The sequence below is a fragment of the Massilia sp. KIM genome (assembly GCF_002007115.1).
Classification (GTDB): Bacteria; Pseudomonadota; Gammaproteobacteria; order Burkholderiales; family Burkholderiaceae_D; genus Telluria.
In genome coordinates, this window is record NZ_MVAD01000001.1 from 2,871,974 (window position 1) to 2,896,030 (window position 24,057).

Below are 24,057 nucleotides of genomic sequence, written 5' to 3' on the forward strand. Positions count from 1 at the left end.
GTGACCGCTTGTTGACGATTCAGGCCGGGCCGGCCGTGGAAATCAGGCGCTCGGGCGCCAGGATGGCGTAGTCGCCCAGCTGGCCGGTGCCCAGCAGGCGGCCTTCGTGGTAGACCCGCACGCGGCCGCCGTCAACCGGCACCATCACGGTTTCCTTGCGCAGGGCCAGGCGCTGGCCTTGCAGGAAGCGCTTGGCCAGTTCCGGCGTGAGCTCGACCGCGGGGAAGGTGGAGAGCAGCGCGTCGACCGGGCGCAGCAGCGAGAGCGGGTCCGGATGGGCCAGCAGGTCTTCCAGGGAAATCATGTGCTGGCCGTCCAGGTTGCCGACCTCGACCCGGCGCAGCGCGTTCAGGTGGGCGCCGCAGCCCAGGGCCGCGCCGATGTCCTCGCCCAGCACGCGCACATAGGTGCCCTTGCTGCAGGTCACGCGGATCCTGAGGAAAGGCGCTTCATAGCCGAGCAGTTCCAGGCCGTGGATGGTCACCGGGCGCGCTTCGCGTTCCAGGGTGATGCCTTCGCGCGCATATTCGTAGAGCGCCTTGCCGTCGCGCTTGAGCGCGGAATACATGGGCGGCACCTGCAGGATGGGACCGCGAAAGCGCGCCAGCGCCGCCTCGATCTGCTCCAGGCTCACGTCGACCGGCAATTGCTCGACCACCTCCCCTTCGGTGTCGCCGGTGCTGGTCATGATGCCCAGGTGCACCGTTGCCTCGTAGGTCTTGTCGGCCTCCAGCAAATCCTGGGAGAACTTGGTCGCCTCGCCGAAGCACAGCGGCAGGAGGCCGGTGGCGAAGGGATCGAGGGTGCCGGTATGGCCGGCCTTCTTGGCGTTGAATACGCGCTTGGCCTTGATCAGGGCGTCGTTCGAGGACAGGCCGACCGGCTTATCGAGCAGCAGCACGCCGTCGACCAGGTCGCGCGGCTTCTTGGGCGGACGCGCGTTCACTCCGAATCCTGCTGCTCGTCATAGTCGGCCGCGCGGGTGGCGTTGGCCTTGTCGATCAGGGCCGACATCTGCAGGCCGCGCGAGGTCGAGGTGTCGTGCACGAAGTGCAGCTGCGGCAGGGTATGGATGTGCAGGCGCTTGCCGAGCTGGTTGCGCAGGTAGCCGGCGGCCTTGGACAGGCCTTCCACGGTCTGCTTCACCTCGTCCGGGCTGTCCTTGAGCAGGGTGAAATACACCTTGGCGTGGGCGTAGTCCGGGGTGAGCTGGACTTCGCTGATGGTGACCATGCCGACGCGCGGGTCCTTCAGCTCGAAGGCGATCAGTTCGGACAGGTCCTTCTGGATCTGGTCGGCGACGCGCAGGCCGCGCGAGGGGATGCTTTTGCTGTGTTTTGCCATGATCTTGCTTGCTTGTGTTGTTTTGTCCTGCATTCGCGCCACTGCGGCTCAGCCCCGTGCCAGCGGCGATCCGGGATGCCCGTGAGACCAGCGCCTCGAACGCAGTCGGACGGCGAAGAAACTTGGGTCCCCGCCTCCGCGGGGACGACGTTGGGGCGGCTGCGCACTGCCCAGGCCGCGGCTCCTGCCGCGCGCGGGGGCTTCCAACAACAAGGGCCAGGTCCCCGCGGCTCGCGCCGCGGAGCATCCTGGCCCCATGGTACGCCTCCTGCCGGAATTACAGCGTACGCGCCACTTCTTGCACTTCGAACACTTCCAGGGTGTCGCCCACCTGGATGTCGTTGTAGTTCTTCAGCGACAGGCCGCATTCCAGGCCGGCGCGGACTTCCTTGACGTCGTCCTTGAAGCGCTTGAGCGAATCGATCTCGCCGGTCCAGACCACGATGTTGTTGCGCAGCAGGCGGACCGAGGAGGAACGCTTGACCACGCCATCGGTGACCAGGCAGCCCGCGATCGCGCCGACCTTCGAGACCAGGATGACCTGGCGAATCTCGACCTGGCCGGTGATGTGCTCGCGCTTCTCCGGCGCCAGCATGCCCGACATCGCGGTCTTGATCTCGTCGATCGCATCGTAAATGATGCTGTAGTAACGGATGTCGACACCGTTGGCTTCGGCCAGCTTGCGCGCCGAGGCGTCGGCACGGGCGTTGAAGCCGATGATGACCGCCTTCGAGGCCACCGCCAGGTTGACGTCCGACTCGCTGATGCCACCCACGGCGGCGTGCACGACCTGCACGCGCACTTCCGAGGTCGACAGCTTCTGCAGCGAACCGACCAGCGCTTCCTGCGAACCCTGTACGTCCGTCTTGATGATGAGCGGCAGGTTCTTGACTTCGCCTTCGGCCATCTGGTCGAACATGTTTTCCAGCTTCGCTGCCTGCTGCTTAGCCAGCTTGACGTCGCGGAACTTACCCTGACGGAACAGGGCGATCTCGCGCGCCTTGCGCTCATCCGCCATGACCATCGCTTCCTCGCCGGCGGTCGGCACCTCGGTCAGGCCCTGGATCTCGACCGGAATCGAGGGACCCGCTTCGGCGATCGACTTGCCGTTCTCGTCCAGCATCGCACGGACGCGGCCGAAGGACGAACCCGCCAGCACGACGTCGCCGCGCTTCAGGGTGCCCGACTGCACCAGGATGGTGGCGACCGGACCGCGGCCCTTGTCGAGGCGCGCCTCGACCACCAGGCCGCGCGCCGGGGATTCCACCGGCGCCTTCAGTTCCAGCACCTCGGCCTGCAGCAGCACGTTCTCGAGCAGGTCGTCGATGCCCTGGCCGGTCTTGGCCGACACCGGGACGAAAGGCGAATCGCCGCCGTATTCTTCCGGCACCACGCCCTCGCCCACCAGTTCCTGGGTGACGCGGTCGGTATTGGCGCCCTGCTTGTCGATCTTGTTGATCGCCACGACCAGGGGCACGCCGGCCGCTTTCGCGTGGGCGATCGCTTCCTTGGTCTGCGGCATCACGCCGTCGTCCGCCGCCACCACCAGGATGACGATGTCGGTCGCCTTGGCGCCGCGGGCACGCATGGCCGTGAAGGCCTCGTGACCCGGGGTGTCCAGGAAGGTGATCATGCCGCGCGGGGTGTCCACGTGGTAAGCACCGATGTGCTGGGTAATGCCGCCGGCTTCGCCCGCCGCCACTTTCGCGCGACGGATGTAGTCCAGCAGCGAGGTCTTGCCGTGGTCGACGTGACCCATGACGGTCACGACCGGCGCGCGCGGCTTGGACTCGAACTCGGCGTGTTCGCCCTGGTCGGCCAGCAGCGCTTCCGGATCGTCGACGGCCGCGGCATAGGCCTTGTGGCCCATTTCCTCGACCACGATCATCGCGGTTTCCTGGTCCAGCACCTGGTTGATGGTGCACATCTGGCCCAGCTTCATCAGCTGCTTGATGACCTCGGAGGCCTTCACCGACATCTTGTGCGCCAGTTCGGCCACCGTGATGGTCTCGGGCACGTGCACGTCCTTCACGATCGCCTCGGTCGGCGCCTGGAAGTTCGATTCACGGTCGTCGCCATGGCCGCCACGACGGCCGCGGCCACCGCCGCTGCGCCAGCCATCACGGCCGCCGGTCGCGCCGGCGCCTGCGCCGCCGCGCGTCTTCACGCTCGGGCCGCCACGCTTCTTGGCGTCGTCCGACCAGGTCGAGGAGACGTTCGCCGACTTGATCGACTTCTTGTCGCCCGGCTTCTTGTCATCGGCCTTCTTAACTTCGCCCGGCTTCTTGTCCGCCGGCTTGTGCAGGGTGCCGCCGGCCGGCGCGGCCGGGGTCGCGGCGGTCGCCGGCTTGGCGACCGGTTCCGGCGCCTTGATCACGCGGCGCGGCTGGCTCATCATGGCCTTGATCTGGGCCACTTCGTCGGCCACGGCCTTGCGCGCACGCTCGGTGGCGGCGGCGCGTTCTGCGGCTTCCTTGGCGGCCTGTTCGGCGCGCGCCTTGGCTTCCGCGGCTTCGCGCTTGGCGTTCTCGTCGGAGGCGTCGGCCTGGGCCGCACCGGCGTTCGGGGCGGCGGCAGCGGCTGCCTTGGCGGCTTCGCGCTTGGCCTGTTCTTCGGCTTCGCGCTTGGCCTGCTCTTCGGCGGCCTTGGCCTGGGCGGCCTTTTCTTCTTCCAGCTTGGCCAGGCGTTCCTGCTTCTCGCGCAGGTCGGCTTCCTGACGCGCGATCAGCTCGGCCTGGCGGCGGGCTTCTTCCTCACGACGCGCCTGCTCGGCGGCGTCGATCACCGGCGCCGCGGGGGCGGCCGGCTTGGTGGTGACCAGGTCGTCACGTTGCACGAAGGTACGCTTCTTGCGCACTTCGACCTGGATGGTCCGCGATTTGCCAGATGCGTCAGCCTGCTTGATCTCGGTGGTTTCCTTGCGGGTCACCGTGATCTTTTTCTTCTCACCGGTTTCGCCCGCGCCGTGGGTGCGGCGCAGGTGGTTGAGCAGCTTGTCCTTATCATCTTTCGACAATGGATCTGACGTCGAACTTTTCTCGACGCCGGCCGAGCGCAGCTGCGTCAGCAGCAGGTCTGCAGGCATCTTCAGTTCGGTGGCAAATTGGGCTACGTTGTTACTCGCCATTCAGTCCTCTTTTCTATGTGTCGCTGAGATGATAAAGATTTGCAAATTATGCCTTGGCCGTTTCTACCAGGCCCCAGGCTTTCGCCTGCAGAGCCTTGGCCCGGTCATCATATTTGCTGTCGACCAGCTTCATCTCGTCGTCGGTCACATCATTAAATTCGTTCTTGATCAGTTCGCGGGCACGGTCGGAGGACAACGCCAGGATGGCGCCGAACTCGTCGTATGCGAGGGCCGCGAATGCTTCCACCGTCTTGATACCGGCCAGGCCAAGTTTGCCGGCGGTCGTACGGTCCATGCCTTCCAGATTGACCAGGGCTTCTTCCATGCCCTCCAGGCCTTCCTCGGAAGCGATCGCTTCGGTCACCAGTGCGTCGCGGGCACGGGTGCGCAGTTCGTTGACGGTGTCTTCGTCGAACGATTCGATTTCCAGCATTTCGGAAATAGGCACGTAAGCGATTTCTTCAAGGCTCGAGAAGCCCTCTTCTACCAGGATATCGGCCACTTCCTGGTCGACGTCCAGTTTTTCCATGAACAGCGCGCGGATCGCGGCAGTTTCCTGGGCCACCTTGTTGGCCGATTCCTCGGCCGTCATGATGTTGATCTTCCAACCGGTCAGCTCGGAGGCCAGGCGCACGTTCTGGCCCGAACGGCCGATCGCGATTGCCAGGTTCTCTTCGTCGACCACCACGTCCATGGCGTGCTTTTCTTCATCGACCATGATCGAGGAAACATTGGCCGGAGCCAGGGCGCCGATCACGAACTGGGCCGGATCGTCCGACCACAGCACGATGTCCACGCGCTCGCCGCCCAGTTCGCCGGTCACGGCCTGCACGCGCGAACCGCGCATGCCGACGCAGGTGCCGATCGGGTCGATGCGCTTGTCGGCAGTGTAGACGGCAATCTTGGCGCGCACGCCGGCGTCACGGGCTGCCGATTTGATTTGCAGCAGGCCTTGTTCGATTTCCGGAACTTCCAGCTCGAACAGCTTCATGATGAATTCCGGCGCGGTGCGCGACAGGATCACCTGCGGGCCGCGCATATTGCGGTCCACGCGCAGGATGTAGGCGCGGACGCGGTCGCCGATGCGCAGGTTTTCCTTCGGGATCATCTGGTCGCGCGGCAGGCGCGCTTCGATCTTGCCCGATTCCACGATCGCATCGCCGCGCTCCATACGCTTGATGGTGCCGGTCACCAGCGAATCGCCGCGCTCCAGGAAGTCCTGCAGGATCTGCTCGCGCTCTGCGTCACGCACGCGCTGCAGCACGACCTGCTTGGTGTCCTGGGCAAAACGGCGGCCGAACTCGACCGACTCGATCGGTTCTTCGATGTACTCGTCCACCTCGATGTCCGGAATCTGTTCCTTCGCTTCGAAGTGCAGGATTTCCTGGTCGGGCAGCTGCAAGCCGGCCTCGTCGGGAACGACGTGCCAGCGGCGGAAGGTCTCGAATTCGCCGGTGTCGCGGTCGATCGCCACGCGAATGTCGACGTCGCCTTCGTAGCGTTTCTTCGTGGCCTGAGCCAGCGCGAACTCAAGCGCTCCGAAAACGACTTCCTTGTCGACGTTCTTCTCGCGCGCGAGCGCATCCACCAGTAACAAAATTTCGCGACTCATGCTTTGCGACTCCTAAAATCCACCTGTGGCACCAAACGTGCCTTGTCCAATTCGGCCAGCGTAAATTCCAACAACGCCGAACCATCTTTATTTTCAAATTCCAAACCGACCTTGTCGCCCTCGACGCCGCGCAGGATGCCGGTGAAGGTCTTGCGGTTCGCGGTGCCCGGCATCGGGACGCGCAGCTTGACCGTGCACTCGTAGCCCGCGAAGCGCGCGAAATCGGCCAGGGTCCGGACCGGACGGTCCAGGCCCGGCGAGGAAACCTCGAGCCGTTCGTAATCGACATTCTCGACCGTCAGCACGTGCGACAACTGGTGGCTCACCGTGGCGCAGTCTTCCACCGAGATCGCGCCTTTTTCCTCGGCCACGTCGGCCGGGAAATCGATGTACACACGCAGGATGCCGCGCTCGCCCCGCTCGACGTCAACGAGTTCGTAGCCGAGGCCACTGACTGTCTTGGCGATTAATTCAAACTGCTGCACGGCACTTCTCCAGGGCTCTAAAACGATTTACCAAAAAAAAAATGGGCTAATGCCCATCTTTTTGTATTCACAACCCAACCAGATGAAAGCACTTGCACCAAATACATAAATGGGAAGAACTTTGATTAGGCTGCAAATTATAACGCTTTCCGGCTTCTCTCGCAATCGCCATGCCAAATTAGAACAAAGAACAACAGTTGGCAGGCTGACACTATCGGGCACACCGGCATTCTACGGCGTTTGAGAGGGGAATGCGCGGCGCGCGCGGACGATGTGCGCGCGCCTTTCCCTGCGATCAGCCGCGGCGTCCGCGGCGCGGCAGGCCGTGCTCGGAACCGCGCGGACCCTGGCCGCCACGACGGCCACCGCCGGTGCCGGCGAAGCCGAAGGTCGTCTGCAGCGGGTCCGGCTGGCGCGGGCCTTTGCCGCCCTTGCCGCCGAAGCCGCCGCTGTTGCCGCCACGTCCACCTGGCCCGCCCTGGCCACCCTTGCCGCCATTGCCCGGATTGCCGCCGCGGCCGCCGGCCGGCTTGGCGAAGGGCTTGGCGAAAGGCGTGCCGAGCGGGCTGGTGGCCAGCGCGCCCGGACGGGTGCTGCCGACCCGGGGGACCGGTTGGCCGAAGGGATCGACGTTGCGGTTGGCGTCCGGACGGTCGATGCGGTTGCCGTCGGCGCGGCGCGACTCGTCGCGGTTGCCGCCCTTGGCCTTGCCTTTCGCCTCGGGCGCGGCCGCGCCCTTCTTCTCGATGCCGAAGGCGGCCATCAGGGCGCGCACGTCGTTCTCTTCCAGCTCTTCCCAGCGACCACGCTTGAGGCCGGTCGGCAGGGTCATGGCGCCGTAGCGGGTGCGGATCAGGCGCGAGACGGTCAGGCCGACCGCCTCGAACATGCGGCGCACCTCGCGGTTGCGGCCTTCGCCGATGACCACGCGGTACCAGTGATTGATGCCTTCGCCGCCGCCATCCTGGATCTTGGAGAAGGCGGCCTTGCCATCATCCAGCTCGACGCCGGACAGCAGCTTCTGGCGCATGCCCTCTTCCAGCACGCCCAGGGTACGCACCGCGTATTCGCGGTCGATGTTGTAGCGCGGGTGCATGAGGCGGTTCGCCAGGTCGCCCGAGGTCGTGAACAGCAGCAGGCCTTCGGTGTTGAAGTCCAGGCGGCCGACGGCCAGCCACTTGCCGGTCTTCATGGTCGGCAGGCGGTCGAACACCGAGGGACGGCCTTCCGGATCGTCGTGGCTGACGATCTCGCCGGCCGGCTTGTGGTAAACCAGCACGCGCGGCGGCTTGTTGTTGTTGACGCGGCGCTGCAGCAGCTTGCCGTTGATGCGCACGGCATCGGTCGGCAGGATGCGCTGGCCGATGTGGGCCGGCTCGCCATTCACAGACACGCGGCCGGCGATGATCAGCTCTTCCATGTCGCGGCGCGAGCCCAGGCCGGCTTCGGCCAGCACTTTGTGGAGCTTGGGCGCGTCGTCCTCGGCGGTCAGGTCGCGGCGCACTTTCGAGGGCTGGGCATTGCCGCGCGCGCCTTCGTTGGCGTCGAAGGCGTCCGAGGTGACGAAGGAGAACACGGCGTCGGCATCGTTGGGCTTACCGCCCTTCGCCTGCTGCCTGCCCTGCTGCTTGCCCTGCTGCTGCTTGCCCTGCTGCCTGGCTTGCTGCTTGCCTTCCGGCCTGCCTTCCGGCTTGCCTTCCTGCTGCTGCGGCTGCGCCTTGGCGTTCTTCTGCTTGCCCTGCTTCTGCTGGCCGGCGTTGCGGCCATCGCGGCGCCCTTCACGGCGGCCTTCCTGGGCCGGCGCGGGTGCGGCTTCGGCAACCGGCGCGGCATTGGCCTCGGCTTCGGCTTCGGCCGGCGCTTCCACGGCGCGGGCCTGCTGGCGCGCTTCGCGTTCCATGCGCTTCTCGCGCATCTGGCGCGGGCCACGCGGCTTCTTGTCCTCGAACCCGGTCTGGGCCTCGGCGGCCGGCGCTTCGGCGGCCACGGCCGGGGCCGGCGCGCTGTCGGCGACCGCCGGTGCGGCGCCCTCTTCCTTGGCCTTGACGGCGCGCGGCTTGCGGGGCTTGGCGGCCGGTTTCTCGTCGCCGGCAGGCGCCGTGTCGGCGGCCGGCGCGGCGGCCTCGGCCACCGGTGCGGCGGCCTTGCGGATGCGCTTGGGCTTGGCCGGTGCGGCTTCGGCCGCAGCCTCGGTAGCGGCAGCCTCGACGGCGGGCGCCTCGACCTTGGCGCGGGTGCGGCGCTTCGGCTTGGCGGCAGCCTCGTCCGCCGGGGCGGATTGGGTCTCGATTGGTTCAGTAGTCATCGTTCGTATCTTTATTGTGCAGACCTGGCCCAGCGTCGGCCGCCGTCTCCCGGTCATCAAGCGGGACTTCAACTGGTGAAGTGATCGTGTCGTCGGCGGGCGCCAGGGCGTCCGCCTTGTCAAAGTTTTCTTTCAGTGCCGCTTCCAGCGCCTCGAGGCTGCGGCCGTCCGGCACGTCGCTGACCGGCTGCAAGGGCGGCAGCTGGGACAGCGAGGCGAGGCCAAGGTCGTCCAGGAACTGCTTGGTGGTCCCGAGCAGGGCCGGCCTTCCGACCACCTCGCGGTGGCCGACCACGTCGATCCAGCCGCGGTCTTCCAGCATCTTGATCGTCTGCGAATTGACCGCGACGCCGCGGATCTCTTCGATGTCGCCGCGCGTCACCGGCTGGCGGTAGGCGATGATGGCCAGGGTTTCCAGGGTGGCGCGCGAATACTTGGGCGGCTTTTCCGGCGACAGGCGATCGAGGTAAGGCTTCATCTCGGGCCGGCTCTGGAAGCGCCAGCCGGAGGCCAGGCCCACCAGTTCGATTCCCCGGTCCTGCCAGTCCTGGCGCAGTTCTTCCAGCAGGATCTTGATGGTGTCGGCGCCGACGCCGCCGGTCTGGCGGCCGCCGGCGTCGACCTCGGCGAACAGTTTTTTCATCCCGTGGATCGACATCGGCTCCCGGGCGCACAGCAAGGCGGTCTCGAGGACGCGTTTGGCCTCGTCAGTATTCATATCACGATGTCGTCAGGCTCGAATGCAAGGAACATCAAACAAGTCGGGATCAGCACCTACCAGCCAGGCCGGCGCATGCCGCGGCTGCGTTCTACTGCAAGTCAACACTGGGATCCGCGGCAGTGGCGTGAAACGCATGGCCAGGCGGTCATCTCGGCGCCCGGCGTGCGACGCCTGGCGACATTGCTTGGCGGGTAAGGAACCCGCCCGTGCGGCCCGTCGGTGACCGGGCTGCGTTGTTGAGTTTCAAGCGAAACGCGGGCTCGGGGACCACTCGGAGGCCAGGCTCCGGGGTGCGCTGGGCGCGAGCGGACGTCGTCGTTTCTTCCAACTGGGGGCCATTGTAACCGATAAAACCCGTCATAGGACAAGGGTTTCAGGGGGACTGCCCCTGTATTTGCGTCAGTCGGACAGTTTTTCCGACAAAATCGCCGACACGCCGAGGAAAGCCGGGTAGTCGGCCGTGATCACATAGGTCGGCACCTGGGCCAGGTAGGCGGCGAAACGGCCCTTCTGCTCGAAGCGCTGGCGGAAGCAGGAGCGGGCGAAGCGCTCGCCCAGGCGCGGCACGATGCCGCCGCCGATGTAGACGCCGCCCTGGGCGCCGAGGGTGATCGCCAGGTTGCCGGCGGCGGTGCCGAGCATGCCGCAGAAGACTTCCAGCACCTGGTCGCACAGCGCGCACTCGCCCGCCAGGGCGCGGCGCGAGATTTCCGGCGCCGACAGACTCTCGCCCGGCCGCCCTGCCCGGTCGGCCAGGGCGCGGTAGATCAGTTCCACGCCCGCGCCCGAGAGCAGGCGCTCGGCCGAGACGTGCTCGAACTCGCGCCAGGCGTATTGCAGGATGGCCACTTCGACCTCGTTCGCCGGCGAGAAGCTGACGTGGCCGCCCTCGCTGCGCAGCGCGGTCCAGCTGTCGCCGCAGGGGATCAGGCCCGAGACGCCCAGGCCGGTGCCGGCGCCCAGCAGGCCCAGCGGCGTATCGGCCACGGGGGCGCCGCCGCCGATCTGCAGCTTCTGTCCGCCCAGGTGGGGCAGCGAGCGGGCCAGGGCCGAGAAATCGTTGACCACTTCCAGCACCTCGAAGCCGCACTCCTTGCGCAGGGCCTCGATCGAGAATTCCCAGTGGTGATTGGTCATGCGCACATAGTCGCCCACCACCGGGTTGGCGATGGCGATGGCGGCGTGGCGCACCGGACCGGAAAGGGCCGCGACCACGTTCGGCGAAGCCAGGTAGGCCCCGATGGCGGCGGCCAGGGTCAGGTGATCCTTGCAGGCCAGCACATCGATCAGTTCGATCCGCCCTGGCCCGGTCTCCAGGGCGAAGCGCGCATTGGTGCCACCGACATCGGCGAGCAGGCGGGCGCCTCCGGCATGGGTGAGGGACGCGGTGGTGAGGCTGGACAGGGAAGCGGTCATTGCAGATCAATAAGAAGTAAGGCTTTAGCTTACTAAACTTTTTGCCGCCCTTACAAGAACATTTTGTAGTTTAGGTACAGGCTTACGCCGGCAGACAACACTCACTACGGGAATGAGGCCACGTCATGTAGTAGTCCGACTACTTATGCTGAAAGTGCGAGGCAAAGCGAGACGCGCGGGTGCGTCCCGGGCGGCCGATCGATCAGGAGCGGGGGCTCAGCAGGTGGCCGGGTCGAGTTCGGGACCGGCGTTGTGATGGGCGTTCCAGGCCTCCAGGCCGCCCTTGAGCGGACGGGCGCGGTGGAAGCCGTTGGCAAGGAATTGCTTGGCCACTTCGGCGGCCGTGACGTCGTTCGGGCAGCTGCAGTAGACGACGATGTGGCGGTTGCGGTCGAGCGAAGCCATCAGTTGCTCGGGCTGGCAGGCGCGGTAGACCAGCGCGCCCGGGATGGCGGCTTCGAGCTGCTGGGCGGTCAGGCTGCGGGCGTCGATGATGAGGGGCTCGTGGCCGTCGTCGATCAGTTGCAGGACTTCGGCCAGTTCGATGCGTTCGATGTCCGAACGGGCGCGGGCGCGGCGGCGCTCGGCATACTTGAAGGCGATGAACAGGGCCAGCAGGCCGCCGACCACCATCAGGGCGGTGCTGCCCATAGTCGAGAGGAATTCCAGCACGCTGTCCACGCTGTTGTGGAACAGGAAGCCCAGCAGGATACCGGTGCCGCTCCAGAGGGCGGCGCCGGTGGCCGAGAACAGCACGAATTCGCGGGTCTGGGTGCCCATGGCGCCAGAGAGCGGCGCGGCGATGGTGTTAAAACCGGGAATGAACTTGGACACCAGCAGGGACTTCACGCCGAAGCGCCGGAAGCGGTCCTCGGTCTGGTTGACGCAGGAATCGGGGGACAAGGAGATGCGACACAGCAGGCGCAGGATGCGCTTGCCGTAGAAGCGGCCGGCGCGGAACCAGAAGTAGTCGCAGATCAGGCAGGCCGACACGGCGGCCACCAGGCACAGCTGCCAGCTGACGTCGCCGTCGACCGCGAGCGCGCCTGCCACGATGAGGATCGGGTATGCGGGAATGGGCAGGCCGAACTGTTCGACGAGGACGATGCCGAACACGATCAGCACGCCATACATCTGGATCAGGTCGGCTAGCTGGGGCATTCTTCTATATTAGCCGAATTCCGTACCCTTCACAGGCGGGGGGCTTCCCTCCTTTGGCATATTCGCAACGCGGATGGCCGGTAAAGCGCTGCGGTTGGCCGCCGGGCGGCAAGCCAAGCAAGCGACGCAAGCGAAGCCCGCAGCACCCACCGTCGTTCCCGCGGAGGCGGGAACCCAAGTTTGCTTGCTGGCCACTTCTGCACGCGCTGAAGGCTGAGCGGGCAAACTTGGATCCCCGCCTTCGCGGGGATGACGTTCAAAGTGCGGTGGCCTCGAGACGACGTGCGGGGCCGCGTGTTGGCGTGCGGATTACGCCCCGCGCGGAATCGCCGCCAGCAAGGACCGCGTATAGGGATGGCGAGGATCGCGATACAAAGCATCCGAGTCCGCCATCTCCACCACGCTGCCGTGATGCATCACCATCACCTGGTCCGAGATGTACTTCACCACCGACAGGTCGTGCGAGATGAAGATATAGCTCATGCCGTACTCATCCTGCAGGTCCTGCAGCAGGTTGAGCACCTGGGCCTGCACCGAGACGTCCAGCGCCGACACCGACTCGTCGCACACCAGGATCTCCGGCTTCATGGTCAGGCAGCGCGCGATCGCGATGCGCTGGCGCTGGCCGCCCGAGAATTCGTGGGGATAGCGGTGGTAGGCCTGCTCCGGCAGCCCCACCCGCTTGAGCAGGTAATGCGCCATCTCGATCCGCTCGGCGTCGTTGGCGCCGATCCGGTGGATGCGCATCGGCTCGAGCAGGATCTGCCCCACCGTGAAGCGAGGATTGAGCGAGGCGTAGGGATTCTGGAAGATGATCTGGATGCGCCGCTTGTAGGGCTGGTACTCGCGGTCCGACATGCCCAGCAGTTCGCGCCCGTCGAACAGGGCGCGCCCGCCCGTGGCGCGATGCAGGCGCAGCAGGGTCAGCCCGACCGTGGTCTTGCCCGAACCCGATTCGCCCACCACGCCCAGGGTCTTGCCGCGCCCCAGGCTGAAGGACACGTCCTTGACCGCCTTGAACTCGCGCTTGCCGAACAGGCCTTCGCGCAGCCAGAAACTCTTGGCCAGATTCTCGACCACCAGCAGCGGCTGGTCCGCCGGCGAACTGCCCCGCGCGCGCTGGGTGCGCAGCTCGCCCGGCGTCGCCGCGCCGCTGAGGAAATCGTCGATCACCGGCAGCCGGATCGGCCGCTCGTCCAGCTTCGGCCGGCAGTGCAGCAGCGCGCGCGTGTAGGCGTCGCGCGGCGCGCCGAACACCTGGGCCGCCTCCCCTTCCTCGCGCACCTCGCCGTGCCGCATCACGATCACGCGGTCGGCGATCTCGCCCACCAGGCCCAGGTCGTGGGTGATGAAGAGCACCGCCATCCGGTGCTTCTTCTGCAGCCTGGCGATCAGCTCCATGATCTGTTTCTGGATCGTCACGTCCAGCGCCGTGGTCGGCTCGTCCGCGATCAGCAGCCTGGGCTCGCAGGCGATCGCCATCGCGATCATCACGCGCTGCTGCTGCCCGCCCGACATCTGCGAGGGATAGGCATCGATCTTGTTGTCCGGATCGGGAATGCCAACCTCGGCCAGCAGCTCGAGGGTGCGGGCGCGCGCGGCGCGCTGGTCCATGCCCATGTGCAGGCGCAGCACTTCGCCGATCTGAAAGCCGACTGTGAACACCGGGTTGAGCGAGGACATCGGTTCCTGGAAGATCATGGCGATGTCACGCCCACACAGCTTGCGGCGCTCGGCGATCGGCAGGCCGAGCAATTCACGCCCTGCGAAGCGTACGCTCGAGCCCGGGCGCACGATGGTGGTGTCCGGCGGCAGCAGGCCCATCACCGCGAGCGAGCTGACCGACTTGCCGCTGCCGGATTCGCCCACCAGCGCCACGGTGGCGTCGGCCGGCACGTCGAAGGAAATGCCCTTGATCGCCTCGACCGTGGTCTTCTTGTCGACGCGGAAGGAAATGCGCAGGTCGCGCACCGAGAGCAGCATGCTGGAATCCTGGGTCATGGCGGTCACTTCAGTTTCGGGTCGAGCGCGTCGCGCAGGGCGTCGGCGAACAGCGAGAAGGCGGTCACCAGCAGCGCCATGGCGCCGGCGGCCGCGGCCAGTTGCCACCACTTGCCCAGGATGAGTTCGTTCTGTGCCTCGTTCAGCATGCTGCCCCAGGACACCACCCCGACCGGCACGCCGAAGCCGAGGAAGGACAGGATCACCTCGGCCTTGATGAAGCCGACCACCAGGATCGACATCTGCACCAGGGCCACGTGCGAGACGTTGGGCAGGATATGGCCGAACATGCGGCGCAGCGCCGAGGCGCCGATGGCGTCGGCCGCCATCACGTATTCGCGCGCCTTGTGCTTCATGTACTCGGCGCGCATCAGGCGGTAGGGCCCGGTCCAGCCGGTCAGGCCCAGGATCAGGACGATGGTGGCGACGCCCTTCTGCTGCAGCACGGCGGCCACCGTCAGGATCATCAGGATCGAGGGGATCGAGGTGAAGATGCTGTAGAACCAGTTGAACAGGTCGTCCACCACCCCGCCGTAGAAGCCCGACACCGCCCCGAACAGGGTGCCCAGCGCCACCGCCACGAAGGCCGCCACCAGGCCGACCACGATCGAGGTCTCGCCGCCCTTGATGGTCTTCTTGAGCACGTCATGGCCCCATTTGTCGGCCCCGAAGGGCAAGGTGCTGGCCTTGGGCGCCGGCGGCGCTTCGGCCGCCAGCTCCGCCCTGAGCTCGGCCAGTTCGCCAGCCAGCGGGTCGAAGGCGTTGGGCGGCGCCGGGCGCGGCGTCTGGGCCGCGGCCAGGGCGCGGGTGGCGGCGTCGGCGCCGACGAAGCTCGGGGGCGCATAGTTCACCGCCACCTCGTCTTCCCAGTCGGCGGCGACCAGGCCGCAAGCCGAGAGCAGCACCAGCAGCAGGAAGGCGGCCACCACGCCGAGCGCCAGCATGGCGACGCGGTCGGCGCGCAGGCGGCGCCAGGCAAGGGTCCAGAGACCGGCGGAGGAGGAAGGTGCGGGGTGGGTCAGCATGCTCGCATCACTTGAGTTGCACGCGCGGGTCGACCGCCTGGTACAGCAGGTCGGCCAGCAGGTTGAAGACCATGGTGGCGGCGGCCACGTAGACCGTGATCGCCTTGATCACCGGGAAGTCGCTGCGCTCCACCGCCAGGATCACTTCGCGCCCGATGCCGGGAATGCCGAAGAAGCGCTCCAGCAGGAAGGCGCCGATCAGCAGCGCCGGCAGGTTGGCCATGACGTGGGTGATGATGGGGATCGCCGCGTTCCTCAGCACGTGCACCCAGACGATGCGGCGCTCGGCCAGGCCCTTGGCGCGCGCGGTGCGCACGTAGTCCTGGCCGACCTCGTCCAGCACGAAGCTGCGATACAGGCGCAGGGTGGGCGCGATCGACACCGCCAGGCCGATGATGATCGGCAGCAGCGCGTAGCGCAGCAGGTTCTCGCCCAGCGACTCGCCCCAGCCCTGCACCGGGAACAGGCCCAGCTTGTAGGCGAAGAAGTACTGGAACACGATGATGTAGACCAGGATCGAGATCGACATGCCGACCGTGCAGGCGACCATCACGGCGCGGTCGGTCAGCGAGCCGCGCACGAAGGCGATGGCCAGCGCCAGCGCGATGCCGAACAGGGTTTCCAGCACGGTCAGCGGCACCAGCACGGTGAGCGAGGGACCGAGGCGGCTGGAGATGATGTGGGAGACCGGTTCGCCGGTGCTCCAGGCGTTGCCGAAATCGAAGGTGAGGATCTGCTTGACGAAGATCCACAACTGGACCCAGTAGGGCTGGTCGGTGCCGAGCTGGCGCCGGATGTTCTCGATCGCGGCCGTGTCGGCCATCTTGCCGGCCAGCAGATAGGCCGGGTCCCCGCCGACCCAGTTAAACAGCACGAAGACCAGCACGACGACGCCGGCCATGGTGGGCAGCATTTGCCATAGGCGGCGGAGGATGTAGGCAAGCATGGAACTCCTGATGGACAGGTCCGGGCCGGATCGATCACGACGGGTCGGCGCAGCACAAGCGTGCTCGGCGACCTCGCAGCTCTGCACGTTTGTACGGTGCGCGGTGCGCGGTGCACCATGCGCGGTGCGCGCTTGCAGGTTGCAGCTTGCAGGTTCCAGCTTGCAGCTTGCAGGTCGCACGCTTGCACGTTCGCACGGCCGCACGTTCGCACTTATGCACGTCGTTCCCGCGCAGGCGGGAACCCAAGTTTGCACGCACACCATCGGCGCAACGAACTTGGGTTCCCGCCTGCGCGGGAACGACGGGGAGCTGAGGGCGCCGTAACGCGCAGCCCTTCCCGGCTGAGCCAGCCCGAAAAGGCGTAACCATACCGCATATCCCCTGCACTGCACAGCACCGCGCCCTCGATGACGAAAAGTCAAACGTTGTTTTTGTGCAATATGCACGCGATTCGCGTTGACAGTCGCGCAAGCCGGATGATGTCATGGCGATGCAGCAGGAAAATATTTATACCAAAATTTTCCTACAGCAAGTAAGGCGTTGCGCTTCTCATGCATATGGAAGACTGAAACAACCATATGCATGCCAAAAGAAGAATATGTATTTCATACAGATGCAGTCCGCCGTTTCCCCACGCAACTTGTTGGAGACACCATGACCAAACCTACCGTCATTGCCCAAGCCGTATCCCTCGCCCTCGCAGGCGCGGCCCTGGGCGCCCATGCGCAGGAGGCCCCGAGCGGCCCCATGCAGCGGGTCGAAATCACCGGCTCGAGCATCAAGCGCGCCACCGCAGAAACCGCCTCCCCGGTCCAGGTGATCGGCCGCGAAGACCTGGCCAAATCGGGCAAGGGCACCGTCGCCGAATACCTGCAGACCCTGACCGCCGACGGCGCCGGCTCGCTGCCGACCGGCTTCGGCAACGGCTTCGCCGCCGGCTCGACCGCGATCTCCCTGCGCGGCCTGGGCGCCACCTCGACCCTGGTGCTGCTCAACGGCCGCCGCATGGCGCCCTTCGCGCGCGCCGACGACGGCCAGAAGAGCTTCACCGACCTCTCGACCGTGCCGATGGAAGCGGTCGAGCGCATCGAGATCCTGAAGGACGGCGCCTCCGCCACCTACGGCGCCGACGCCATCGCCGGCGTGGTCAACATCATCCTGCGCAAGGACTTCACCGGCCTGGCGCTCAAGGCCGAGGCCGGCCAGTCGCGCTACCGCGACGGCGAGAGCGGCAAGGCCACCCTGACCTGGGGCAAGGGTAACCTGGACCAGGACGGCTACAACCTCCTGGTCAACGCCGAGGTCTACTCGAACAAGGGCATCATGAACAAGGACCGCGCCGGCCGCCGCGAATGGATCGGCGCGGGCGACATCCGTCCCTGGGGCTATCCGCAGAACACCCAGTTCGCGGCCGGCTACATCACCCCGGGCAACGCCACCAACAGCCCGACCGGCTCGGTGCGCAATCCGGTCACCGGCAACTATGTCTCGCTGCCGGGCTGCGGCAGCCTGTCGCCGGTCAAGTTCCAGGATCCTGCCGGCGGCTGCCTGTGGTACGCCGACCAGTTCCGCTCCATGCAGCCGGACATCGACGGCTTCAACCTCTACACCCGCTTCACCAAGAACCTGGCGGGCGGCCACCAGGCCTACGCCGAACTGGGCTACTCGCGCCGCGACACCTCCTTCATCATGACCCCGCCGGGCGTCTCGGGCATCTTCGCCTTCCCGCCCAACGCCCAGAACCCGAGCGGCATCATCAACTACAACTCGGGCGCCAACGCCACCGTGCTCGACGCGACCCACCCGCAGAACCCCTTCGGCGCCGACGCCCGCCTGCGCTACGCCGCCTTCGACGTCGGCCCGCAGGTGCGTTCGGCCGACAACCAGTTCGCGCGCTTCGTGGTGGGCGTCAAGGGCCAGTTCGCCGGCTGGGACTACGACGCGGCCTACAACTACTCGCGCTCGACGCTCGACCTGGACTGGAGCAACATGCTCGACATGCGCGTGCTGACCGCCGCCCTGGGCGATCCGACCAGCCAGTACTTCCCCTACTACATCGGCAGCGAGTCGCACCGCAACCCGGCCTCGCTCTACCGCGCCCTGGTGCGCAATGCGCGTTCGCACTCGACCACCCAGCTCGACGTGCTCGACTTCAAGGCTTCGCGCGAACTGATGCAGCTGCCGGGCGGCGCCCTGGCCCTGGCGGTCGGCGCCGAATACCGCCGCGAGAAGCTGGACAACCCCTCGCTGTCGGGCACCGAGGACGGCTCGATCAACGCCTCCTACGTGGCAGCCAAGGGCGACCAGGACATCTACGCGCTGTTCGCCGAGATCGCCGCGCCGATCGTCAAGGACGTGGAGCTGAGCGCGGCGGTCCGCTACGACAAGTACGAGAACTTCAACTCGACCACGCCGAAGGTCGGCCTGAAGTGGACCCCGCTCAAGACCTTCGCCCTGCGCGGCACCTATTCGGAAGGCTTCCGCGCCCCGGGCCCGGCGGAATCGGGCATCGAGAGCCAGAGCACCGGCAACTCCTCGGTGCGCGATCCGGTCCGCTGCCCGGGCGGCACCCCGGCGCCGGGCGGCGCCACCGCGGCCGACTGCGCCATCACCATCGGCGCGGTCAAGGTCGGCAACCCCAACCTGCAGCCGGAAGAATCGAAGGGCTACACCCTGGGCCTGGTCTGGGATCCGTTCAACGGCACCAGCCTGGCGCTGGACGCCTGGAAGATCAAGCGCAGCAACGAGATCAACCCGCTGCCCTACAACGAGGCGGCCGCCCTGCCGACCGCGATCCGGGCCGACAACAACCTGGTCGTCAACGGCGTGGCGGTGCCCAACACCGGCACCCTGCTGCTGTCGCGCGCGCCCTACCGCAATTCGAGCTACACCGAAGTCAAGGGCATCGACCTCGACATCAAGCAGCGCTTCCGCCTGGGCGAGTACGGCCGCGCCAGCATCGGCCTGACCTGGACCCACATCTCGTCCTGGCTGCGCGCCGAGAGCGCGACTACCCAGTACCAGTACGCCGGCACCCACGGCAACTGCGACACCTCGAACTGCGCCGGCACGCCCAAGAACAAGGGCAGCCTGGTGGCGTCCTGGGACCGCGAGGCCTGGAACGTGACCGCGACCGCGAACTTCCGCAGCGAGATGGAGAACCGCTACTTCGCCGGCGACACCGCCTGCGCCTCCAGCTTCGCCAACGGCGCCCCGGCCCCGACCGGCTGCCGCCTGCCCTCGTTCACCACGGTCGACCTGTCGGCGCGCTACAACGTGACCGACAAGCTGCAGCTCTACGGCTCGGTGAGCAATCTGTTCGACAAGGTGGCCCCGCTCGACCCGCTGACCTATGGCGGCCTGAGCTATAACCCCATGGACGCCAGCGGCGCGATCGGCCGCTACTTCAAATTGGGCGCGCGTTACCAATTCTGATGGGCAGCCTCGCGTAAATACGGATTTATCCGAATAAAAGAAGGCGGTGAGCGATCACCGCCTTTTTTTATTTCAAATTCATAACACCAAATTCTGAACGTTGTAAATATCCTCGCGGAATTAGTTGTTTTTTTTGCTTGCCCAGTATTTATCGTTGACAACGTATGCATGCGAATGTTTCTATTGCCAAGTGGTAAAAGATGCCGTTTTAGCATCGACGGCTTGTGTCAACGACTGTCTGGAGGCACCACCTCCGGCAGGGTTAACTGGGAAACTTACATGATGGTTGAAACAGTTCTTTCTCGATCGGTTCGATTGATGTTTGCTGGCGGCATCGCGGTCGCCGCTTCCGCCGCCTACGCGCAGCAGGCCCCGGCCGAGGGCCAACAACTGCAGCGCGTCGAAGTGACGGGTTCGCGTATCGCGACCGCCAACCTCGAAAGCGTCAGCCCGGTGACCGTGGTGGGCGCCAAGGACATCAAGCTGGAAGGCGTGAAGTCCGTCGAAAACCTGCTGAACAACCTGCCCCAGGTGTTCGCTGACCAGGGTGGCCAGATCTCGAACGGCTCGACCGGTACCGCAACCGTCAACCTGCGCAACTTCGGCGCCAGCCGCACCCTGGTGCTGGTCAACGGCCGCCGCCTGCCGGCAGGCAGCCCGCGCAACACCGCAGCCGACCTGAACCAGATCCCGGCTTCGCTGATCAAGCGCGTCGAAGTGCTGACCGGCGGCGCCTCGGCCATCTACGGCTCGGACGCCGTGGCCGGCGTGGTCAACTTCATCATGAACGACAATTTCCAGGGCGTTCAGATCGAGAGCAACTACCAGTTCTACAACCACGACCAGAACGGCGGCCCGGCCGCCGACGCGGCACGCCGCCGCAACTACCCGGTGCCGGGCGATAAGAGCGCCGACGCCAAGGTCAAGGACGTCAACCTGCTGATGGGCGGTAACTTCGCCGACGGCAAGGGCAACGCCGTGGTCTACATCGGCTACAAGAAGGAAGATCCGCTGCTGCAGTCCGAGCGCGACTTCACCGCCTGCTCGCTGGACGGCTTCAGCTCGGGCAACACCTTCAACTGCGGCGGTTCGGGCACCAGCTTCCCTGGCCGCTTCTTCACCGACGCCGGCCAGCGCACCGTGGCCGACGCCAACGGCAACACCCGTCCGTACGTGGCCGCCACCGACCAGTACAACTACGGCCCGCTGAACTACTTCCGTCGTCCGTCGGAGCGCTACACCTTCAGCTCCTTCACCCACTACGACATCAACGAGAAGGTGCGCCTGTACACCGAGGCCAGCTTCCACGACGACCACACCGTGGCCCAGATCGCGCCGTCCGGCCTGTTCGGCTTCGACGCCTCGGGCGCCAACGCGATCCGTTGGGAAAACCCGTTCCTGTCCGACGCCTGGAAGCGCGACCTCGGCCTGACCGGCCCGGGCTCGACCGCCGACGCCATCATCTTCCGCCGCAACGTGGAAGGCGGCGGCCGCCAGGACGACCAGCGCCACACCTCCTACCGCGGCGTGGTCGGCCTGAAGGGCGACATCGGCAACTGGCAATACGACCTGTTCGCGCAAGTGGGCAAGGTCCTGTTCTCGGAAACCTATTTCAACGACTTCTCGAACGCCCGCATCGGCCGCGCGCTGGACGTCATCAGCGACGCCAACGGCAACCCGGTCTGCCGCAGCTTCGCCAACGGCACCGACCCGGCCTGCGTCCCGTACAACATCTGGCGCCTCGGCGGCGTGACTCCTGAAGCCCTGAAATACCTGCAGACCCCGGGCTTCCAGAAGGGCAGCACCCACCAGTCGGTCCAGGGCCTGAACATCAACAGCGACCTCGGCGAATACGGCATCAAGCTGCCGACCAGCAGCCAGGGCATCGGCCTGGCGCTGGGCTGGGAACACCGCACCGAGAAGCTCGACCTGGCCACCGACACCGCCTTCGAAACCGGCGACCTGGCCGGCCAGGGCGGCCCGACCAAGGGCGTGGCAGGCCAGTTCAGCGTGAAGGACTACTTCCTGGAGACCCGTATCCCGGTCCTCGAGAAGCTGCCGTTCGCCGAAGCGCTGACCCTGAACGCTTCCTACCGCAAGTCGGACTACTCGACCGGCCAGAAGACCGACTCCTACGGTGTCGGCGTCGAATGGGCGCCGGTGCAGGCCGCCAAGGTCCGCTTCAGCTACCAGCGCGCAGCCCGCGCCGCCAACGTGGTCGAGCTGTTCACCCCGTCCGGCCTGAGCCTGTTCGGCATGTCGTCCGATCCTTGCGCCGGCGCTACCCCGAGCGCCAGCCTGGCGCAGTGCGCCCTGACCGGCGTCACCGCTGCCCAGTACGGCAACATCGAGGATAGCCCGGCCCAGCAGTACAACCAGATCAGCGGCGGCAACCCCAACCTGGCGCCCGAGAAATCGGACTCCTACACCCTGGGCCTGGTCCTGACCCCGATGCGCAACCTGTCGATGACCATCGACGCGTTCGACATGAAGGTCAAGGGCGTGATCGGCGGCCTGCCGGCTTCGACCACCCTGACCCAGTGCCTCCAGACCGGTGACCCGCAGTTCTGCTCGCTGATCACCCGTGACCGCCTGGGCACCCTGTGGGCCCTGCCGACCGCGCAAGTGATCGCCACCAACCAGAACCTGGGCATGCGTTCGACCAAGGGTATCGACCTGGGCACCAACTACGGCATGAAGCTGGGCGCCTGGGGCAGCCTGGACCTGTCGCTGATCGGCACCTACCTGAAGGAGTTCAAGTCGGAAGACTTCCCGGGTTCGGGCGTGTACGACTGCGCCGGCCTGCACGGCACCACCTGCGGCACCCCGCTGCCGAAGTGGCGTCACAAGGTGCGCGCCGTCTGGGGCACCCCGTGGCGTGGTGTGGAGCTGGGCGCGACCTGGCGCTACATCCGCGGCGTGAAGCTGGACGCGACCAGCGACAACCCGCTGCTGTCGAGCGAGTTCGAGCCGGCTGACGAGCGCATCGGCGCCCGCAACTACCTCGACCTGGTGGGCAGCTGGGCGATCAACAAGACCTTCACCTTCCGCGCCGGCATGAACAACGCGCTGGACAAGGATCCGCCGGTGACCGGTGTCGTGGCTGCCGTGTTCGGCAACGGCAACACCTATCCGCAGGTCTACGACGCAATGGGCCGTCACGTGTTCCTGAACCTGACCGCCAAGTTCTGATCGCCTGATCGGAAAATGAAAACGGCGCACTTCGGTGCGCCGTTTTTTTATCGCTGTAGGGCGGCCGGGCCAGCCCGCGTCCCGCCTCAGTCCTGGCGCAGGCGCCGCTGGCGCACCGCCGCCGCCAGCCCTTCCAGCACCCCGATGCTGGTCTCCCAGTCGATGCAGCCGTCGGTCACCGACTGGCCGTAGGTCAGCTCGCGCCCAGGCACCAGGTCCTGGCGCCCGCCCACCAGGTGCGATTCCACCATCACGCCCACGATGCGGTCGTCCCCAGCCGCCACCTGGGCGCCGATGTCGGCGCACACCGGCACCTGGTTCTGCGGGTTCTTGCTGCTGTTGGCGTGCGAGGCGTCGATCATCAGGCGCCCGGCCAGGCCGTTGGCCGCCAGCTGCCGGCACGCGTCCTCGACGCTGGCCGCGTCGTAGTTCGGCGCCTTGCCGCCGCGCAGAATGATGTGGCAGTCCTCGTTGCCCGAGGTCGACACGATCGCCGAGTGACCGCCCTTGGTCACCGACAGGAAGTGGTGCGGCTGCGAGGCGGCCTTGATGGCGTCGGCCGCGATCTTGATGTTGCCGTCGGTGCCGTTCTTGAAACCGACCGGACAGGACAGGCCCGAGGCCAGCTCGCGGTGCACCTGGGACTCGGTGGTGCGGGCGCCGATCGCGCCCCAGCTGATCAGGTCGGCGATGTACTGCGGGCTGATCACGTCCAGGAACTCGGTGCCGGCCGGCAGGCCCAGCTCGTTGATGTCGCGCAGCAGCTCGCGCGCCATGCGCAGGCCGTCGTTGATGCGGAAACTGTTGTCCATGTAGGGGTCGTTGATCATCCCCTTCCAGCCCACCGTGGTGCGCGGCTTCTCGAAATAGACCCGCATCACCACCTCGAGTTCGCCGGCGAAGCGGGCGCGCTGCTCGACCAGGCGGCGCGCGTACTCGAGCGCGGCCTTGGGGTCGTGGATCGAGCACGGGCCGATCACCACCATCAGGCGGTCGTCCTGGCCGTGCAGGATGCGGTGCAGCGCCACGCGCGCGTTGGCCGCGGTCTGCTCGGCCGCGGGGCTGACCGGAAACTCGCGTATCAGGTGCGAGGGCGGCGTCAGTTCCTTCATTTCGCGGATGCGTAGGTCGTCGGTGCGAGGCATGCTGTTCTCCGTTGTCGATGCTTGGTGCCGGGGCTGGAAATAAAAAAACCGCCATCGCTGGCGGTTTGTCTGGATTTGCTGGGACTGTTCCGATATCGCGTGAACCTGCCGCTACTCCACCGCCAAGGGGCTGGAATGGCT

General features: G+C 66.3%; 15 protein-coding genes. 2 read left to right on the forward strand and 13 right to left on the reverse strand.

Going from position 1 to position 24,057, the window contains the following annotated elements:
• Window positions 1–19: 19 nt before the first annotated feature.
• The 12 genes from truB to B0920_RS12625 form a co-directional block, all read right to left on the reverse strand.
• The gene (gene truB, locus B0920_RS12570; RefSeq protein WP_078032820.1) at window positions 20–946 is read right to left on the reverse strand and encodes a tRNA pseudouridine(55) synthase TruB; all 927 of its coding nucleotides are present in this window, start codon (window positions 944–946) and stop codon (window positions 20–22) included.
• Window positions 943–1,344, reverse strand: a complete 402-nt coding sequence (rbfA, locus tag B0920_RS12575; RefSeq protein WP_078032821.1) for a 30S ribosome-binding factor RbfA — start codon at window positions 1,342–1,344, stop codon at window positions 943–945. The genes truB and rbfA overlap by 4 nt, the downstream gene beginning before the upstream one ends.
• Window positions 1,345–1,621: 277 nt before the next feature.
• A complete protein-coding gene (infB, locus tag B0920_RS12580; RefSeq protein WP_078032822.1) occupies window positions 1,622–4,471 on the reverse strand; it encodes a translation initiation factor IF-2 in 2,850 nt (949 codons plus the stop codon).
• 46 nt (window positions 4,472–4,517) lie between these two features.
• Entirely contained in the window at window positions 4,518–6,083 is a 1,566-nt protein-coding gene (gene nusA / locus B0920_RS12585; protein ID WP_078032823.1) for a transcription termination factor NusA, read from the reverse strand.
• Window positions 6,080–6,568, reverse strand: coding sequence for a ribosome maturation factor RimP (gene rimP, locus B0920_RS12590; RefSeq protein WP_078032824.1), 489 nt, complete (start codon window positions 6,566–6,568; stop codon window positions 6,080–6,082). Before rimP ends, nusA begins: the two co-directional genes overlap by 4 nt.
• 295 nt (window positions 6,569–6,863) lie before the next feature.
• The gene (gene rluB / locus B0920_RS12595) at window positions 6,864–8,873 is read right to left on the reverse strand and encodes a 23S rRNA pseudouridine(2605) synthase RluB (protein WP_078032825.1); all 2,010 of its coding nucleotides are present in this window, start codon (window positions 8,871–8,873) and stop codon (window positions 6,864–6,866) included.
• Window positions 8,863–9,591, reverse strand: a complete 729-nt coding sequence (gene scpB, locus B0920_RS12600; RefSeq protein WP_078032826.1) for an SMC-Scp complex subunit ScpB — start codon at window positions 9,589–9,591, stop codon at window positions 8,863–8,865. The genes rluB and scpB overlap by 11 nt, the downstream gene beginning before the upstream one ends.
• 402 nt (window positions 9,592–9,993) lie before the next feature.
• Window positions 9,994–11,010 carry a glucokinase gene (locus B0920_RS12605; protein WP_078032827.1) on the reverse strand — a complete coding sequence of 339 codons (1,017 nt, stop codon included), beginning with the start codon at window positions 11,008–11,010 and terminating at the stop codon, window positions 9,994–9,996.
• A gap of 216 nt (window positions 11,011–11,226) precedes the next feature.
• On the reverse strand, window positions 11,227–12,171 hold the full coding sequence (locus tag B0920_RS12610; protein ID WP_078032828.1) for a VTT domain-containing protein: 945 nt from the start codon (window positions 12,169–12,171) through the stop codon (window positions 11,227–11,229).
• A 309-nt stretch (window positions 12,172–12,480) separates the two neighbouring features.
• Window positions 12,481–14,172 carry an ABC transporter ATP-binding protein gene (locus B0920_RS12615; RefSeq protein ID WP_078033405.1) on the reverse strand — a complete coding sequence of 564 codons (1,692 nt, stop codon included), beginning with the start codon at window positions 14,170–14,172 and terminating at the stop codon, window positions 12,481–12,483.
• Window positions 14,173–14,177: 5 nt separating this feature from the next.
• Complete coding sequence (locus B0920_RS12620; protein ID WP_078032829.1) at window positions 14,178–15,197, reverse strand: ABC transporter permease; 1,020 nt, start codon at window positions 15,195–15,197, stop codon at window positions 14,178–14,180.
• A 7-nt stretch (window positions 15,198–15,204) separates the two neighbouring features.
• On the reverse strand, window positions 15,205–16,143 hold the full coding sequence (locus tag B0920_RS12625) for an ABC transporter permease (protein ID WP_078032830.1): 939 nt from the start codon (window positions 16,141–16,143) through the stop codon (window positions 15,205–15,207).
• 655 nt (window positions 16,144–16,798) lie between these two features.
• Between B0920_RS12625 and B0920_RS12630 the strand changes: the two genes are divergently transcribed.
• A complete protein-coding gene (locus B0920_RS12630) occupies window positions 16,799–19,579 on the forward strand; it encodes a TonB-dependent receptor (RefSeq protein ID WP_078032831.1) in 2,781 nt (926 codons plus the stop codon).
• 318 nt (window positions 19,580–19,897) lie between these two features.
• Window positions 19,898–22,771: a TonB-dependent receptor domain-containing protein gene (locus tag B0920_RS12635; RefSeq protein ID WP_078032832.1), complete on the forward strand. Its 2,874-nt coding sequence runs from the start codon at window positions 19,898–19,900 to the stop codon at window positions 22,769–22,771.
• A gap of 86 nt (window positions 22,772–22,857) precedes the next feature.
• Here the strand turns inward: B0920_RS12635 and aroG are convergent, their stop codons facing one another.
• Entirely contained in the window at window positions 22,858–23,916 is a 1,059-nt protein-coding gene (gene aroG, locus B0920_RS12640; protein WP_078032833.1) for a 3-deoxy-7-phosphoheptulonate synthase AroG, read from the reverse strand.
• Between the last annotated feature and the right edge of the window lie 141 nt (window positions 23,917–24,057).